The organism is Chlamydia sp. 12-01 (assembly GCF_042234205.1).
Classification (GTDB): domain Bacteria; phylum Chlamydiota; class Chlamydiia; order Chlamydiales; family Chlamydiaceae; genus Chlamydia.
In genome coordinates, this window is record NZ_CP114174.1 from 1,185,602 (window position 1) to 1,202,182 (window position 16,581).

Below are 16,581 nucleotides of genomic sequence, written 5' to 3' on the forward strand. Positions count from 1 at the left end.
CTGATTCTTTAAGAATAGTAGTAAATCGAATTCACAGCGATTCCACTACTATGACCTCTGTTATTTTACATATATTGTTATCGTACATCTCCACACATATTAGATGCTCTTAGATAGAAGAAAATACACAAGAGTTCCTAATCTCTATATTGTCCTTACAGATCATAATCCCCATCTTCTCTGATTGTAATAATAAACTATTAAAACAATATTAAATTATTAAATATAAAACCAATTTTATATTTACAATTGAAAATATTTAAAATTAAACATAAAATGCTACGCGCTCAATATTAAAAACGAAAAATATAACTATGTTTATTAATAAATATCCAGATAATGATAGTTTCTATAATGCAACAAAAAATTATTCTTATTTACTCCGTTCAAGTTTTGTGCGTACTTCTTACGGTATTTTATCTATTGATTGGGAGTGGGATTTCTCAGAAAAAACGTGTGTATTCCGTAAATCGGGTATATTGGAAATTCAGAAGGTTACACCTATCTTGGGAACAATCTCAGGACTGGGTAGATTGTATAGCATATGGTCAACTATAAATAGTGATACAGATCTGACAACGAGTACAAAAGAACTATTCCTTCATACCCTAACTGGAATTATAGAAACTTTAGGACTGGGTATTATTCTACTAATTACAAAGATCATACTTATGGCAATACAAAAATTATGGCAGAAAATCAGTCCCTGCTGCTGCTGTAATCGTTATAAAAAATTAAAAAATAGTTCTGTAGATTCTAAAGATTTTGAAACTTCAGCATCTAATTTAGACAAACAACCAGTTGATTTATCTACCCTTACACCAGAACGTTTTCAGAATCTATTCTCTACTAACGTACAGGGAGATCCCACAAAAGGAGAGAGTGTTACAGTAGAATTAACAGTAAATCCAGACACACTAGATGATATGATAAATGCAACAGCTCAATTATTCTCAAATATTACAAATTTAGATGATAATGATGAAGAAGGGTTTATTAAAAATGTACAACAACTTCAAGATATAGTGGGTTCTGGAGCTCTACAAAATGAAGTGAAGAAATTAACTACTTCATTAAAAGGATTGTCTTCTAGTGGTGAGGAAGAAGAAGATTTTTAAGAAATAGCAGTAGATAAATCTTCAAGGTCTTTCATAAAATAAACTTAAGCATTATGAAAAAAACTAGACCCATTCTCTTGTATTATCTTCTATAAACTACATGATATAAAAGAAGAAACTTGCTCTTATCATAATATTCTCGACACTATACCTTTTTATTTCCTGATAAAATCAACAAGAAGGAAACAGCACAAAATGCTAATGCTGATGCCATAGGAATGGTAATAAATCCGAAAATAAATAACTTCGTTGAACAAGATACCCTACCACAAATATCTATCGTCATCCCAGGAATTTCTTGTAGACAAATCTGATACACAGCAATAGCCGTACCTATAATAGATAAGGGTAAAGCATAGATTCTTACTGGACTATCCTCAAGATACGTAGCAATTCCTAGAATGATTGATAAAGGAAATAAGCAAATTCTTTGATAATAGCATAAAACACATGGTTCTATGTTCAACAGATAACTATAATAAATACTCATTACTGTTCCTGTACAACAAATCAACCACGCAAAATATAAAGCATAATTACGAATGAATCTAATCATCGTTTTCCTCTGTAGACTGTAAATAGCGGATTTGTCGAATCACACGCTCTAATTCATCAAACGTGGGGTCTTCTATTAGATAATCTCCAACAACAGCAGTTGGAGTTGCTAGCTGTCCTCCAAGAACCTGAGAACCATAAATATTATTCTTTTTAATTTGCTCTTCATACTGTTGAGAATCTACACATTGCATCAACCCCTTAGGGTTAATACTACGTCCTGAATGTGTTTTCAAATTCTCAGCAAGCTTAATTAATACTTCGGGAGTTGCCCAACGTTTCCCCTCTTCCTTAGGATAAATAAGTAACCTATGGAAATACTCTATATAAGCTTCCATATCAGGCTGACGTGGATCATGATGATATATACAAAGTAACGCTTGCGCCGCAGGCATCGAGCCTCTGATAAAACATACAGGAATTAAAGTGAATGATACCTCACCAGTATCAATATAATTCTTCTTTAATAGAGGGAACACCTCAGTACTAAACTCTGCACATGCAGAACATGAGGGTTCTTCAAATACTGTAATGTTGATTGGTGCATAGGGATTGCCAAGAGTTGGGAAATACTTGGCATTGGTAGGGACGTGAGCTTTAGGGGGTAATATTGTTTGCTTTTTGTAAATCATTAATCCAAAACATAGTATAAAAAAAGCACTGGTAACTATGACTAATATCTTTTTATTCAATGATCGTTCTCTTCTCTTGTAAGGCTCTCACAGAACTAAGAAATAGAATAAAAAAATAAAAATTTAAAACTATTTTTTTATACAAATAAGGATAGAACACACCTCCTCTGTCTCTCATTTATATATGGAGATAAGTTGGGATTGATAAAAAACCTTTTAGTTTTATTATTCTCATTCTATTTAGAAAGAAAAATCCCAATGTTTTTTCTTTTTATGGATAAAGAAACCTTAGAAAATATTTATAAGCACTTCCGTTATCGCTTTTTTAAACTCAGTATTCTTCCCGCATTTTTAGGACTTTTGCTTATATGCACACCAAATACTCTGAATTATCAAGCTCCAAGTGTCATCCTTTCTGACAGAGTCTGTGGAAGTTTGTTAATCATCCTAGCTTTAATATCTTTTTATAGACGTTCTATACTTTGGTTTGGTGTATTCATAGGTATTTGGGTAACTCTTTTCCCCTGTTTCCCAGAGCGATCTTCTATTGTTTTTGCAAATGATACGCTCATAGGATTTGCTATCTTTGCTGTTGTGTGCATTCCCCCTACACGGCCAGAAGCTTTGGAAGTTGGTCCTACTCTCCCTGAAGGGATGTCTTATAACCCGTCTTCAGGAGGAAGGAGAGCTGCTGTTTTAATATTAAGTTTATTAGCTTGGCTGCAATCGCGCTTTTTAACAGCGTCTGCTTTAGGGATTTCTAGAACTGCTTTTGAATGCGATTTCCTTGTTTATGCAGCGATGATGACTGCCTATTCCTTACTTGTTGTGCTGTCTTTATCTGGAGGAGAACGTCGTTGGCATACACGACCAAAAATAGTGTTAGCAACAGCATTTACCTTGATCTCTGCTATTATCCTTACCTTTATCCCTATCGTATCAAAACAGATGACTTTAGATTGTTGGATATGCTTATCTCTAACAATACAGCCTGCTTTAGCCTTTGTTTTTGCTTATGATGAATTCAGAGCAACTTTCACATATCTAGGACAATTCGTTGGAAAAAAACGCGAGCTAATTCGTATGTCATTATTTGGATCTGAATATTATAGAGATTCATTATTTTGGGAAGAACGTACTGTCCTTCCTTTTATAAAGGCATGTAAACAAGCTTTCCAAGGTATTTCCTTCCCTATTAACCTTCTGATTGCTGTTTGTGTAGCCATAGGCTTTATTAAGGTAAGCGATGAGCTTGCTGTCACAGATACATTAAGAAATTATATCGACATTTGCTGTTGGTTCATTATCGTGTTAGCCACTCTATCTTTTGCTGATAGTCTTCGCCATCTTAGATGGCTATGTGTAATTTTCTCTGCAGCCATCCTACTTTCCCCTGTTTTCTTTCACATTCCCCTACATTCCCCTATATTGATTCCAACAATAATTATAGGAATCGCTTTGATTTTTCTATCTGTAGGAAATATAATACAGAAAAAGTAGACAATCCTTTATTACATTAGAATTGAACTAATTCCTGAAGAAATTTCTTGCTGTTCGCCAGAAACTTTATCTTCCTCTTCTTCAGCTTCCAAGCGATCACGTTTCTCTTTATTATACTCACTTGCGTAAATATCATCTCTAGCGCGATCTACTCCCTCAGTAATGATAGTATCATGTGTGGAGGTATGCGGAGAATCCTTTTTAGGGATAATCTTTATGGTTTGTAATAACGTAACATAAGAAAAGCTTTGCGAATATTCAGGAAGGAGCACTTGAGATTCTACAAAGGCTGCAACCTCTTTTTTTGTAAATTTTCCTTTTTGACTGTTACAGTAATTTAAAATTTGTAAATAATTGCTCTCTGCTAATTGTTTGTGTTTACTTAATGCTCCCTTATGATGCTGGAAGGCGTACATAATTAAAGGTGCAGCAATCAATACTAGAGAAAGAATCCCAGGGAGAATGAAAGGAAGAAATACGTCTGAAGCAAAAGAAAATCCTTCCAAGGGGTACCCAGATAAAAGAGATCCAATCAACAACAGCACTATAGAACAGACAAAAACAATCGTAGCAATAATTACAAGAGGCGAGCCCTTACAACGATGGGAATGAATACCACTATAAAGAGAGAGTTTTTCTTCAGAAGACAGTAGGGTATAACCTAACTTTGAAGATCCTACATCAACAAGAGGTAACGTCATGTTAAAAGACACTCCCGGATATCCTCTATAAGCATATGGACATTACCGGAAGAACGCGTTGAATCATTAAAGAATACAGGTACGAGTCCACGATTCTTAAGTACATAAAATGCATCCCCAAGGAAGGCTACATCACGAAAGTCATGGGTAACAAGTACCACAGTTTTATAATCTTTTCTCGCCAATCGCAAAATGTACTTATACAAAAGTTCCTTAGTTGTAATATCCAAAGAAGAAAATGGCTCATCTAAAAGCAATATCGGCTTAGGAGATAAACACTGGCAAGCTAAAGATACTCTTTGCTTTTGTCCTTCAGACAACTCATCAGGATAACAATCTAACAAGTCACCTAAATTAAAACTCTCGATTACCTCACACAATTTTTCAGGAAATATAGGAAAACGCTTACTCTTCACTCCCAATTCAGAATTGAGGTAGATATTTTTTAAAACAGTTCTCCATGGCAATAGAGTTTGCTTTTGCTGCATATAAGCAACATCCGTTTGCTGAACAGGCTGCCCTAACCAAAGGATTTCCCCTTCAACAGGAGATAGGAAATTAGCAATTAAACGAAATAACGTAGTTTTCCCTATCCCAGATACACCTAAAATAATAGAGATTTTCCCTGGATGAGACGCAAAAGAAGCGTTTTTAAATATTAACTTATCAGAGTAAGAATAGCTAAGGTCTTTGACTTCTAACATGTAGAAACCATGATGTTTTGAAAGGAAGACGGCTTGCGGTTACCAAGACTTGAACTTGGGACCTCGACATTATCAGTGTCGCGCTCTAACCAACTGAGCTATAACCGCGAGTTTGGAGACTAGGAGAGTCGAACTCCTGACCTTCTGAATGCAAATCAGACGCTCTACCAGCTAAGCTAAGTCCCCGTTTATTCTTCTCTTACTACGATCGAAAAAGAAAAAGTTATCTTAATGACTAAGAGATTTAACCTCAACCAAAGAATTATGAAAAAGATGAATTAGTGGGTTGAACAGATTTCTTTGAGAACACTTTTCAAAAGAGAGTTCATGTAGAACTTACTAGTTTCACTTTGTAGTTGTAGCCAGGACTCATTACTTGAGGACTCTAAAGGATGGGGGATAAGAATATTGACTCCTAAACAGGGAACATCAAATTCATAACATACCTGAGAAACCGCTCCCCCAGCACTATCAAAACCTTGAATTTCAGAATGAATTTTTTGAAGAGCAAGGAAATAATTTTTAGACATTGTGAAAGCCTCTCCAGTAGCTATGATACCTTCCGTAAGATCGTGTTCTGTAGATGTTGTAGGTTTCAGATAACCATAAACCTTTAATAAATCTTCGATGGCCTTTTTATGCGTAGTAATAAACTGCCTACCACCGATCTTTGCAGCTTCTCTATAGGCTTCACTTGTAGTAAAAATACACTGATGAATATCAGGAATTTCAAATCTTTTGAAAAACGGACGCACATCGGAATCGTAGTTAACATAACCATGGGAAATCAAAACATTTCCAAAACGACTAGTTTCTGAACGTGAATAGCATGTGCCTATAATTAAAATAAGTTCTACACGATGCTTAAGAATCATATTACAGCTGATTACAGCAGCGGAAACTTTATTAGGCCAAAAGGAAGACATAACTAGATATTTTCCGAAATAATCCCCAGAATAATATGTCCTTCTTCCCTCAATAGTTTTCTTACTATTAGCAAACCAAGGAATAGGACATTCGGTATCGGAAGACTCAGAAATTTCAGGAAGCGCAAAGATAATTCCTATGCGAGATAAAGGAGCACTTTTTTCACTGAAAATATCAACAGGCTCTGCTTTTAAAGAGATAAAGGAACAACAAAGAATAGCGGCAAAAAAAACGCGGAGAACCATAAAAATTCCACTTATAGAATCCTGGCTCTTTATAGAAAAACAAACTGTTAAAGAGAATTAAAAAGCTAAAAGTGAAGATAGCCCTTTCGACTCTAGAGGTAGCGAAAAACTAGACTCGAAAGAGCAAACCTTCTATGAACCTTTATTCATAACAAAGAGAAATACTCGTTTTTCAAAGTCTGACTTTCTTTTTTAAATCTATCGTTCTTGCCTCACGCACTTTGGTAATCTTAAATGATTTCGTAAATGTTTCGTATTCTTTATCTAAAGCCTTAGCGTCTTTATTTTTATACACCATGAAGACTTGATATAGAGTGTGATTTACGGAAATCAACATCCCTCTAAAATAAATATCCTCACAAGATATCCAAAATTCTAAAGCTTTATGTCCCTGTACCTCTTTTGCCTGCATAAATAAGACCTGAGACTCCGGAAGAGCCTGTAACATTCCAGAAAATCCTTCTTGAAGATTTAATTCTGGACGACTGACATCAACTTTCTCAGGGTATTCCCATACAGACACAACATATACAGTATTATCTGATTGTGTTTCTGTAACGTATGTATCATAGCGTATAGTAAGTTCTGATTGAGGGATCTCTATGATCTGACCAGAGTGATCCGGATCCCCTGGAAATTCTGCAGAAAACCCGCAATTTTTCGTATAGTCATACCGTTTCCACTTGAGACTATCTTTAATTTGCGTAATGGAGATATCGCTGTCTTTGATCTCTTTATCAGAGAACCAATTCTTCATTTTAGATAGGAATCCAGTTTTCGATTCCCCTGCAACTAATGAGGCTGGACATAAGGCTTGAAGAGATATTAATACGGTTAATATGAACTTACTTAATTTTGAAAGCATAATAAAAATAAAATACGTTTATTAATTTAATAATATAACTTCCGCGACTTTTTATTATAAATAAAACATAAAAAATCAAAATCATCAAAAAACCTTGTGTTTTATAAAATCCATAATGATAATCCTGCTTGTCAAAAAATCTTAGAAATTAAGAGTTATAGCGCATATGGAAGAGCAAGTATTTGCTAGTAAAAAGGTTGGGGTTTTACCAGCACGATGGGGTAGTGTCAGATTTACTGGAAAACCCTTAGCAAACATACTCGGAAAGTCTTTAATACAAAGAACTTATGAGAATATTAATCAAAGTACAACACTAGACAAGGTTGTTGTAGCTACTGATGATCAACGCATTATGGATCATGTTTTAGAATTTGGTGGTGATTGCGTAATGACAAGTCCAGAATGTGCTAATGGAACAGAGCGCACAGCAGAAACCGTATCTCGTTACTTCCCTGAAGCTGAGATTATAGTAAATATTCAGGGAGATGAGCCGTGCTTACAACACACTGTTGTTGATGCTCTTGTTAGAAAACTCGAAGAGTTCCCTGAGATTCAAATGGTTACTCCAGTTGCTAAAACTATGGATTCACATGAGATCTTAACAAATCAAAAGGTGAAATGTGTTTTCGATAAAAACGGAAAGGCTTTATATTTTAGCAGAAGCCCTATTCCACACATCTTAAAGAAAGAGACACCGATTTATCTTCATATTGGCGTGTATGCATTTAGAAGGAATGCTCTGTTCAATTATATTGAATCTTCCCCTACGCCACTAAGCCAAGCTGAAGATCTTGAGCAACTACGTATACTAGAACACGGTGGGTCTATCCACGTATGTGTAGTGGAAGCTAAGAGCCCCTCAGTTGATTATCCAGAAGATATAAATAAGGTGGAAAAATACTTAACATGCCATTCAAGTGCATCTTTTTAACAGGAGGAGTTGTTTCTTCCTTAGGCAAGGGATTAACCGCTGCCTCTTTAGCTCTATTATTAGAGCGTCAAAATCTTAAAGTTGCCATGTTAAAACTGGATCCCTATCTTAACGTTGATCCGGGAACGATGAATCCTTACGAACACGGTGAGGTCTACGTTACCAACGACGGAATAGAGACGGATCTAGATCTTGGTCACTATCATCGATTTTCTTCAGTAAACCTATCGAAATATTCTACAGCAACCTCGGGACAGATCTATGCTCGAGTGATTAAAAGAGAGCGCGAGGGGTTTTATCTAGGAAGCACCGTTCAAGTCATCCCTCATATTACTAATGAGATTATCGAAGTAATCCTAGAGTGTGCTAAAGAAAATCAGCCCGATGTATTAATCGTAGAAATCGGTGGTACTGTTGGTGATATAGAATCCCTACCTTTTCTTGAAGCTATTCGTCAATTTCGTTATGAACATGCCGAAAACTGCTTCAGCATTCATATGACCTATGTGCCTCATCTAAAAGCTGCTGGAGAGGTAAAAACAAAACCTACCCAACATTCTGTTCAGAGTTTGCGAGGGATTGGGATTATTCCTGACGCTATTCTTTGTAGATCCGAAACTCCTCTGAGTAGTGAAGTAAAAAAGAAAATTAGTTTATTCTGTAATGTTCCTAATAACGCAGTATTTAACGTTATAGATGTTGAACATTCGATTTACGAAATGCCCTTGATGCTCTATCAGGAAAAGATCTCTACATTTATTACAGAAAAATTAGGGTTATTTACAAAACAAGAAGATCTAAGTGATTGGAAAGTCTTGATAGAACGTCTACGCAATCCTCTTCCAAACAAAGTGCGCATAGGTCTCGTAGGTAAATATGTACAACATAAAGATGCGTATAAATCTGTTTTCGAATCAATTACACATGCTGCATTAAGTTTAAATTGCTCGGTAGAGATTCTTCCTTTAGATTCTGATGATCCTCATTTCCTTGAAACCTTAGAACAGTGTGACGGTTGCTTGGTTCCCGGAGGTTTTGGGTCTCGTGGATGGGAGGGGAAAATTACAGCAGCTCAGCTCTGTAGGGAGAGAGGAATCCCCTACTTTGGTATTTGTCTAGGAATGCAAGTTCTTGTTGTCGAATATGCTCGTAATGTCATGCACTTAAAAAAAGCAAATTCGACAGAAATGGATAAGGATACACCCGATCCTGTTATTTGTATGATGGACGGACAAGCCTCACTAGTCGCTACAGGAGGCACCATGCGTCTTGGAGCCTATCCTTGTGTATTATCTCCGGGAACTAAGGTATATGAGGCTTACGGAAAATCCGACATTATGGAACGCCACCGCCACCGCTATGAAGTGAATTTTGACTATGTGCAGCAATTAAAAGACTATGGATTGAATATTGTTGGTACATGCCCACAACAAGGACTTTGTGAAATCGTAGAAATTGGAGATCATCCATGGATGGTCGGTGTACAGTTCCATCCAGAATTTCTATCAAAATTGATAGCTCCTCACCCATTATTTGTAGGATTTATTCAGGCAGCGATTCTATACTCCAGGAATAAAAGCTATGTCTAATCCTCAAATAAAAACCTTCCTTGGCGTGGATTATGGACAGAGGCGTATAGGCCTTGCTTATGCAGCCTCTCCTTTACTCATCAGCCTACCTATAGGATTTATAGAAGCAGGAAAAACATTAGAGGCGACAGCTAAAATTCTTGCCAAAATTATTCAAGAACGCAATGTCTCTTCTGTAATTTTAGGAAACCCTATCCCTATGCAGAAGGGTCAAAAGTCCGCTCTACAAGAAGAAATCGTTAAACTTTCTTCCTTAATTCAAGAGTCTTGTTCTGTTGAAGTCGTCCTTTGGGATGAAAGACTCTCCTCAGCACAAGCAGAGCGTATGCTAAAAGGTGATTGTGGACTGAGTAGAAAAAAAAGAAAAGGAAAAGCTGATAGTATTGCCGCGACGTTAATCCTAACAAGCTTTTTAGAAAGTTTACCCCATATACAATCCTAAAGAATCCCTTCCTTGATTACTTGTTAAGCATTCTCAATTCTTTAAGAATTAAGAATTGTAATATGTTCAATTTATAATTTAAATAGATTGTATATATAAATTATTTCAATTCAACAGTGAATAAAATTACTTTGAATAAAAAACTAAAAAATTTTAACCTGCTAGCTTTGGAAGTCTCTAGCTCTATCTGTAATCCAAAAGATTTTCAATAAATTGCCAGTCCGACATAGCACAATAAATTTCTATGTCTCTCCTTTAAAAGAACTACAACGAAGGTGTGTTCCTTTTTTATGATGTACACGTGGTGGCTGTTTGCTGTTGTCTTCGCATCTTCAATTTTAGGAGGTTGTTTTCCAACAGCTTTGAGATCGTCAAAAACTCTCACGATTGCCATTCATGATGATCCCGTATCTCTATCTCCTGAACAAGCAAAACGCGCTTTAGATCTTTCTATTTCTAAGCTCATTTTTGAAGGACTTACAAGAGAAAATCCTTACAAAAGTGATCATGTAGAATTTGCCTTGGCAAGTCATTATACCATATCTGCGGACGAAAAAAATTATACATTTTTTATAAAACATGACGCCTTCTGGAGTAATGGAACTCCAATCACATCCCAGGATATTATTAGAGCTTGGCAACATGCAAAAACATTTTCTCCTCACCATCAAATTTTCGAAGGGATTAAATTTAAAGCCTGTTCACCGTCCAGTATCACTCTAACTTTGGATACTCCGAACCCGAAACTACTACAATTACTAGCATTTCCAGCATTTGCTATTTTTAATCCTGAAGATTTAAATTTATCTAGCGGGCCTTTTTATTTAATAACCCACAATCCTGGACATTGTCTGTTGTTAGAAAAGAACCCTCACTACTATGATAAAGAAAAAGTCGGCATATCCTGTGTTAGCTTATTAGTTATCCCAGATTTGTATACCGGGGCACTTTTACTTAACCGTGGAAAAATTCACTGGCTAGGACAACCTTGGCACCAAGGTCTTACTAAAGAACTAAAAGAAACTACTCCCTACCACTATACTAGTTATCCCATAGAAGGAGCTTTCTGGCTGATACTCAATACAAAAGATCCTGTTCTATCTCAAATTCATAATCGCTATAGATTGGCAGCAGCTATTAACAGAGAAGAAATCATCGATCATGCTCTACAAGGAAATCAAGAGCCAGCCTACACACTATCGAGAAACTCCTCTCCCTATTATCAATACAAAAAACAAAAGCTCATTACCCCTACAGAAAAACTCACCCTGACATATCCTTCAAATATTTTAAGATGCCAACGTATTGCAGAAATTCTTAAAGAACAATGTAAAGCCGTGGGCCTTGATCTATTTCTCGAGGGATTGGAATATCATGTTTTCTTAAGCAAAAGACAAATATGTGATTTCACAATAGCTACAGCAACAGGAGTGGCTTACTATCCCAATGCCGCACTCCTCCCCCAAGCAGAAAGACTTATGAAAAACTTAGAAATTATTCCTATCTATCATATGAGTTATGATTATATCACACTATCTCCGATAGAAAAAATTCTTCATAACGCCTCCGGAGCTGTAGATCTTAAATACGCACGTTTATCTTAAAATCTACCTATAGTGTAGAGAGAAACAAAAAATCCTAGTTTTTTAGACCCAAGATTGGAAATTATTTTTTTAATCAGTAATCTAACCCCAACTTACTATTCAACTTCAGGATAATTTCATGACGAATAGATCTAGAAAAAGCTATGTTATTTGTTTTCTCTGGCTTACTAATTTATTTCTAATCAGCTGTCATCAACAAGCTCCCCAAAATGAAGGACAGTGCTTAAGAATTGGAATATCATACGATCCCCTTTCATTAGATCCTAGATGCACCTATTTGAAGAAAGATATCTCCTTAGCAAAAGCCCTTTATGAAGGTTTATCTCGAGAACGCATCTCTGAAGATCACGTTATCCTGGGAATAGCTGAAAATTATACGGTATCTCATGGAGGTACTGTATACACGTTTGATCTGAAAGATACACAATGGAGCAACGGTGATCCTGTAACAGCTTACGATTTTGAAGAATCTATAAAACAAATCCATACAAAAAATCTCCCCATATCCTACCACAACCTTCTCTACATTATCAAAAATTCCAGAGCGATTATGGAAGAGCAGTTACCCATAGAACAACTAGGAATTAAAGCGTTAAATGCTAAGACACTAGCAATCACTTTAGAACATCCCTCTTTAAATTTTATCGAAATGGTTTCCCATCCGTTATTTTTCCCCGTCCATGCATCCCTAAGAGAGTATTATAAAAATCCAAAAATCAAACCTGTTTATATCTCTAATGGGCCTTTTACATTGAGTGATTTTCAGCCACAAAAACATTTAATAATGCAAAAAAATGCTCACTATTATGATGTCGATAAGGTGAAAACTGATACTTTAATCTTTAAAGTTATGTCAGATTCTCATACCGCAGCAAAATTCTTTAAAAATAATCTTATTGATGTCCTAGGAAATCCTTGGATAGCGAAAATCCCCCAGGAAGTATTAAACAACACTCCTGAAGAGATAAAACATGTATATTCCGTATGCTCAACTTCTATACTCATCTATAATCTACACATGCCTGTACTACAAAATAAATCCCTAAGAAAAGCCCTGGCATTTGCTATTAATAAAGAATCTCTCATTCCTCTACTCAATTCAGCGAGAATTGCTAATTCCTTTATACCTCCAGAATTATCTGAAATCCACAATCAAGAATTGCTTAATCAAGAACAACGAGAAAAAATAGCTCGAGAATATTTCAAAGAGGCAAAAGCAACCTTATCAGAAAAAGAACTCTCCGAGATCTCTCTTATTTATCCCCAAGAATCTAGCATTTTCTCTCTAATAGTCCAAGAACTTCAACAGCAGTTCAAAAATGTTCTTGGTATACATATACCCATTCAAGGGGTTGAATACTTTTATTTCTTAGAAAAAAGAAATAAAGGAGAATTTTATCTATCTGTAGGAGGATGGATTGCAGAATATCTCAACGCTAGAAATTTTCTTACTATACTCGGAAATTCTGAAAACAAAGAAACTAGTCATCAATTAGGAAAATGGAATAACAAACAATTTGATGAAATTCTAGGGAAATACCACACCCAAACATTTACAAAAAAAGACCAGATCCTTGCTGAAAAATTGATTGAAGAAGATATTCCTATATTCCCTCTATATCATTTCAACTATATCTATATAGCACATCCAAGAGTAAATAACCTCTATACCTCTCCCCTAGGACATGTAGACCTTAAAGAAGTAGAAGTCCTAAACCTTGTATAACTTATACTTTATAAAAAAATTGCTTTTCTTATGTGAATATAAACATTTTCTTAGAAATCAAAATGTGTACAAATCAAACGCGTAGCTTTAATATATCTAATCAACTGATAGATTGATTCAGCGACTCTAATTACATAATCGGGTAAAATGAAACCGAGATTAAAAACCTCGAGCAAGCATGGAATATGCTTTTAAATATATGACAAGAACATCGCATAAGCTTCTAACACTTACTCTATCAGCGATTCTTTTTCTAGGAATTCTATGGCTATGCACAAGCTGTCATACAAACGTTTCTAAAAATCAGGATTCTTTAAAAATAGCAATTAGCCACGATCCTATGTCTTTGGATCCGCGTAGCGCCTGTCTAAGTAAAGATATTTCAATAGCTCAAGCTCTTTATGAAGGCCTTGTAAGGGAACGTCCCGGTAATCCTGAACTGGCGTTAATAAAATACTACACTGTATCTGATGACAAAACCATCTATACCTTTGATCTTAAAGATGCCTTGTGGAGCAATGGTGACCCTGTAACAGCTTACGATTTTGAGGAATCTATAAAACAAATCCATAAGCTTGAAGTTGCCTGCTCTTCGAATTTTCTCCTTGGAGTGATTAAAAACTCCCAAGCTGTGATGAGCAAACAACTACCTATTGAAGCCTTAGGAATCCGATCTATAAACAAATCGCAATTAGAAATCACTTTAGAGAAACCTATCCCGCACTTTTTAGAGATTCTTGCTTACCCTATTTTCTTTCCTGTACATAAATCCTTAAGAGATTTTTATTCCTTAGGAGGAATAAACCTTCCACACATCTCTAATGGTCCTTTCATCATTGAAGATTACCAACCTCAAAATCAACTTATCATTAAAAAGAACCCTCTATATCACGACCACCATTCTGTACATCTCGAAACAATTATTTTTCAGATTGTTCCCGACACGCATACAGCTATGCAACTATTACAAAAGAATCTTATTGATTGGGTAGGCTCTCCATGGAGCTCACCTATTTCAAAAGAAGATCAATATCATATCCCTAAAGATAAGCTGCACAACTACCCAGTTTTGGGGACAACAGCTCTAATATGTAATCTAAAAAATAGCCCGACAGATAATTTAGCATTAAGAAAAGCTTTAGTATACGCTATCGATAAAAATACCCTACTAAAATTCATTAGCTATGGAAAAGTAGCCAAACATTTCCTTCCTCCTGAACTATCAAAAATCCCCAAACAACCTTCTCAATCACAAAAAGAACGCCAAGAGCAAGCTAGAGCTTATTTTAAAGAAGCAGAAAAAAAACTCTCGCAAAAACAAATCTCAGAATTATCTATCATCTACCCATTAGAATCCTCTTGTCTAAATGCCATTGTTCAAGAGATACAACAACAAATCAAGCACGTATTGGGAATTCATATCACAATCCAAGGCATGGAGTATCATTGTTTTTTGGATAGAAGACGTCGTGGTGATTTCACTCTAGCTACAGGAAGATGGATAGCAGATTATCCGAGACCCACATCTTTTCTTGCAATTCTTGGAAATTTTAAAAGTGATGAACCTACAAAATCACTAACAAAATGGGAAAATGCTCAATACAACTATATCCTCAATGTACTTCTCTCGAGAGAAGAGAGGTCTGAAGATCAAATCTTAGCTGAACAACTTATCGAAGAAGACGTTCCTATCATACCTCTATACCATTTTGAATATACCTACGCAGCTAATCCTAAAATTCAGAACTCCCACACCTCATTACTCGGACATATCGACCTGAAAGAAACAGAACTTTCAAAATAATATTCACTTTTTAAAAGATCCAAAAAATCTCTTGTATTTTACCTAAGTTAAACAAAATATTGACTTAAGCTTGAAAAAAAATGTCTCGAAAACGAACCTCCACACTAATCAATAAATTATTTTATATTGAAGCTACGATAAATCAGAGATATAATATTTTGGTTGATAAAGATTTTAAATTACGAATCTTTACCCGCTGATCCAAGATTTTAAGGTGTAAGTAATGTTCCGTTATATAAAGAAGCGCCTAGTATTTAACCTGCTTTCTTTATGGATCATCTTAACCTTAACTTTTCTGGTTATGAAAACCATTCCCGGAGATCCGTTTAATGATGAAAGTAGCAATACTCTATCACAAGAAACTCTCCAAATTCTTAAGTCCCGTTACGGATTGAACAAGCCCCTATATCAACAATACATTCATTATCTAAAATCTTTAGTAACCTTAGATTTTGGAAATTCTCTTGTTTACAAGGATCGCAGTGTAACGAGTATTATCTCCACAGCATTTCCAGCATCAGCAATTCTTGGATTGGAAAGTCTTATTCTTTCTATCTCTGGGGGAATCTCATTAGGAACACTAGCAGCATTAAGAAAGAAAAAGCAGGGGCGCTATATCCTTCTTTCCTCTATTTTACAAATTTCCATTCCCGCATTCGTCCTTGCAACTATGCTGCAATACATTTTTGCAGTAAAAATACCGATTTTTCCGATAGCCTGTTGGGGAAATTTCTCTCATACGATTTTGCCATCTCTAGCTTTAGCAATCACACCTATGGCATTTATAACCCAACTAACTTTTTCCTCAGTATCTTCAGTCTTAAATAAAGACTACGTCTTACTTGCCTACGCCAAAGGGCTCTCGCCTATAAAAGTTATACTTAAACATATTCTTCCCTATGCAGTATTCCCCACCATTTCCTATGCCGCATTTCTTGTAACTACGGTTATGACAGGAACTTTTGCTATAGAAAATATCTTCTGCATCCCGGGTTTAGGGAAATGGTTCGTCTGTAGTATTAAACAACGTGATTATCCAGTGACTCTAGGATTATCTGTATTTTACGGAGCTTTCTTCATGCTAGCTTCCTTATTATCAGATCTTATACAAGCGATGATAGACCCTCAGCTTCGCTATTCCTATAAAGAAACCGATCAACAAACGAAATTCTCTCAAGAAAGTGATCATCTCTAGCGCAATCCATAGAATGTAGGTGACGAATAAACAAAACTAAAAG

The 16,581-nt window shown here is 35.7% G+C and carries 15 protein-coding genes and 2 tRNA genes; 9 read left to right on the plus strand and 8 right to left on the minus strand.

The window, feature by feature from the left end; translation table 11 throughout:
- Positions 1-314: 314 nt before the first annotated feature.
- On the plus strand, positions 315-1,118 hold the full coding sequence (locus O1W69_RS05120) for a hypothetical protein (RefSeq protein WP_375793480.1): 804 nt from the start codon (positions 315-317) through the stop codon (positions 1,116-1,118).
- Positions 1,119-1,263: 145 nt separating this feature from the next.
- Here the strand turns inward: O1W69_RS05120 and O1W69_RS05125 are convergent, their stop codons facing one another.
- Both O1W69_RS05125 and O1W69_RS05130 read right to left on the minus strand, forming a co-directional pair.
- Positions 1,264-1,674 carry a disulfide bond formation protein B gene (locus O1W69_RS05125; RefSeq protein ID WP_375793481.1) on the minus strand — a complete coding sequence of 137 codons (411 nt, stop codon included), beginning with the start codon at positions 1,672-1,674 and terminating at the stop codon, positions 1,264-1,266.
- Entirely contained in the window at positions 1,667-2,305 is a 639-nt protein-coding gene (locus O1W69_RS05130) for a DsbA family protein (RefSeq protein ID WP_375793482.1), read from the minus strand. The genes O1W69_RS05125 and O1W69_RS05130 overlap by 8 nt, the downstream gene beginning before the upstream one ends.
- Positions 2,306-2,578: 273 nt before the next feature.
- Here O1W69_RS05130 and O1W69_RS05135 point away from each other — a divergent pair, with 273 nt between their 5' ends.
- On the plus strand, positions 2,579-3,805 hold the full coding sequence (locus O1W69_RS05135; protein WP_375794007.1) for a hypothetical protein: 1,227 nt from the start codon (positions 2,579-2,581) through the stop codon (positions 3,803-3,805).
- An 11-nt stretch (positions 3,806-3,816) separates the two neighbouring features.
- Here O1W69_RS05135 and O1W69_RS05140 read toward each other — a convergent pair whose 3' ends face one another.
- The 6 genes from O1W69_RS05140 to O1W69_RS05165 all read right to left on the minus strand — a co-directional run bounded on the left by O1W69_RS05140 (position 3,817) and on the right by O1W69_RS05165 (position 7,247).
- Positions 3,817-4,518 carry a hypothetical protein gene (locus tag O1W69_RS05140; RefSeq protein WP_375793483.1) on the minus strand — a complete coding sequence of 234 codons (702 nt, stop codon included), beginning with the start codon at positions 4,516-4,518 and terminating at the stop codon, positions 3,817-3,819.
- Positions 4,503-5,210, minus strand: a complete 708-nt coding sequence (locus O1W69_RS05145; protein WP_375793484.1) for an ABC transporter ATP-binding protein — start codon at positions 5,208-5,210, stop codon at positions 4,503-4,505. The genes O1W69_RS05140 and O1W69_RS05145 overlap by 16 nt, the downstream gene beginning before the upstream one ends.
- Before the next feature lie 34 nt (positions 5,211-5,244).
- Positions 5,245-5,318 (minus strand) — tRNA-Ile (locus tag O1W69_RS05150).
- A gap of 5 nt (positions 5,319-5,323) precedes the next feature.
- Positions 5,324-5,396, minus strand: a tRNA-Ala gene (locus tag O1W69_RS05155).
- A 92-nt stretch (positions 5,397-5,488) separates the two neighbouring features.
- Entirely contained in the window at positions 5,489-6,382 is an 894-nt protein-coding gene (locus O1W69_RS05160) for a 5'-methylthioadenosine nucleosidase (protein WP_375793485.1), read from the minus strand.
- A 172-nt stretch (positions 6,383-6,554) separates the two neighbouring features.
- On the minus strand, positions 6,555-7,247 hold the full coding sequence (locus O1W69_RS05165; protein ID WP_375793486.1) for a hypothetical protein: 693 nt from the start codon (positions 7,245-7,247) through the stop codon (positions 6,555-6,557).
- A gap of 166 nt (positions 7,248-7,413) precedes the next feature.
- On the opposite strand from O1W69_RS05165, the gene kdsB reads away from it, so the two are divergent.
- The 7 genes from kdsB to O1W69_RS05200 all read left to right on the plus strand — a co-directional run bounded on the left by kdsB (position 7,414) and on the right by O1W69_RS05200 (position 16,538).
- On the plus strand, positions 7,414-8,178 hold the full coding sequence (kdsB, locus tag O1W69_RS05170) for a 3-deoxy-manno-octulosonate cytidylyltransferase (RefSeq protein WP_375793487.1): 765 nt from the start codon (positions 7,414-7,416) through the stop codon (positions 8,176-8,178).
- Positions 8,154-9,767: a CTP synthase gene (locus tag O1W69_RS05175; protein WP_375793488.1), complete on the plus strand. Its 1,614-nt coding sequence runs from the start codon at positions 8,154-8,156 to the stop codon at positions 9,765-9,767. The genes kdsB and O1W69_RS05175 overlap by 25 nt, the downstream gene beginning before the upstream one ends.
- Positions 9,760-10,209, plus strand: coding sequence for a Holliday junction resolvase RuvX (gene ruvX / locus O1W69_RS05180; protein WP_375793489.1), 450 nt, complete (start codon positions 9,760-9,762; stop codon positions 10,207-10,209). Before O1W69_RS05175 ends, ruvX begins: the two co-directional genes overlap by 8 nt.
- 290 nt (positions 10,210-10,499) lie before the next feature.
- On the plus strand, positions 10,500-11,813 hold the full coding sequence (locus O1W69_RS05185) for an ABC transporter substrate-binding protein (protein ID WP_375793490.1): 1,314 nt from the start codon (positions 10,500-10,502) through the stop codon (positions 11,811-11,813).
- Positions 11,814-11,931: 118 nt separating this feature from the next.
- Positions 11,932-13,539 (plus strand): peptide ABC transporter substrate-binding protein, encoded by a 1,608-nt coding sequence (locus O1W69_RS05190; RefSeq protein ID WP_375793491.1) that lies wholly within the window; start codon positions 11,932-11,934, stop codon positions 13,537-13,539.
- 199 nt (positions 13,540-13,738) lie between these two features.
- Positions 13,739-15,343, plus strand: coding sequence for a peptide ABC transporter substrate-binding protein (locus O1W69_RS05195; RefSeq protein WP_375793492.1), 1,605 nt, complete (start codon positions 13,739-13,741; stop codon positions 15,341-15,343).
- Between the two features lie 223 nt (positions 15,344-15,566).
- Positions 15,567-16,538, plus strand: a complete 972-nt coding sequence (locus O1W69_RS05200; protein ID WP_375793493.1) for an ABC transporter permease — start codon at positions 15,567-15,569, stop codon at positions 16,536-16,538.
- The last annotated feature ends 43 nt before the right edge of the window (positions 16,539-16,581 follow it).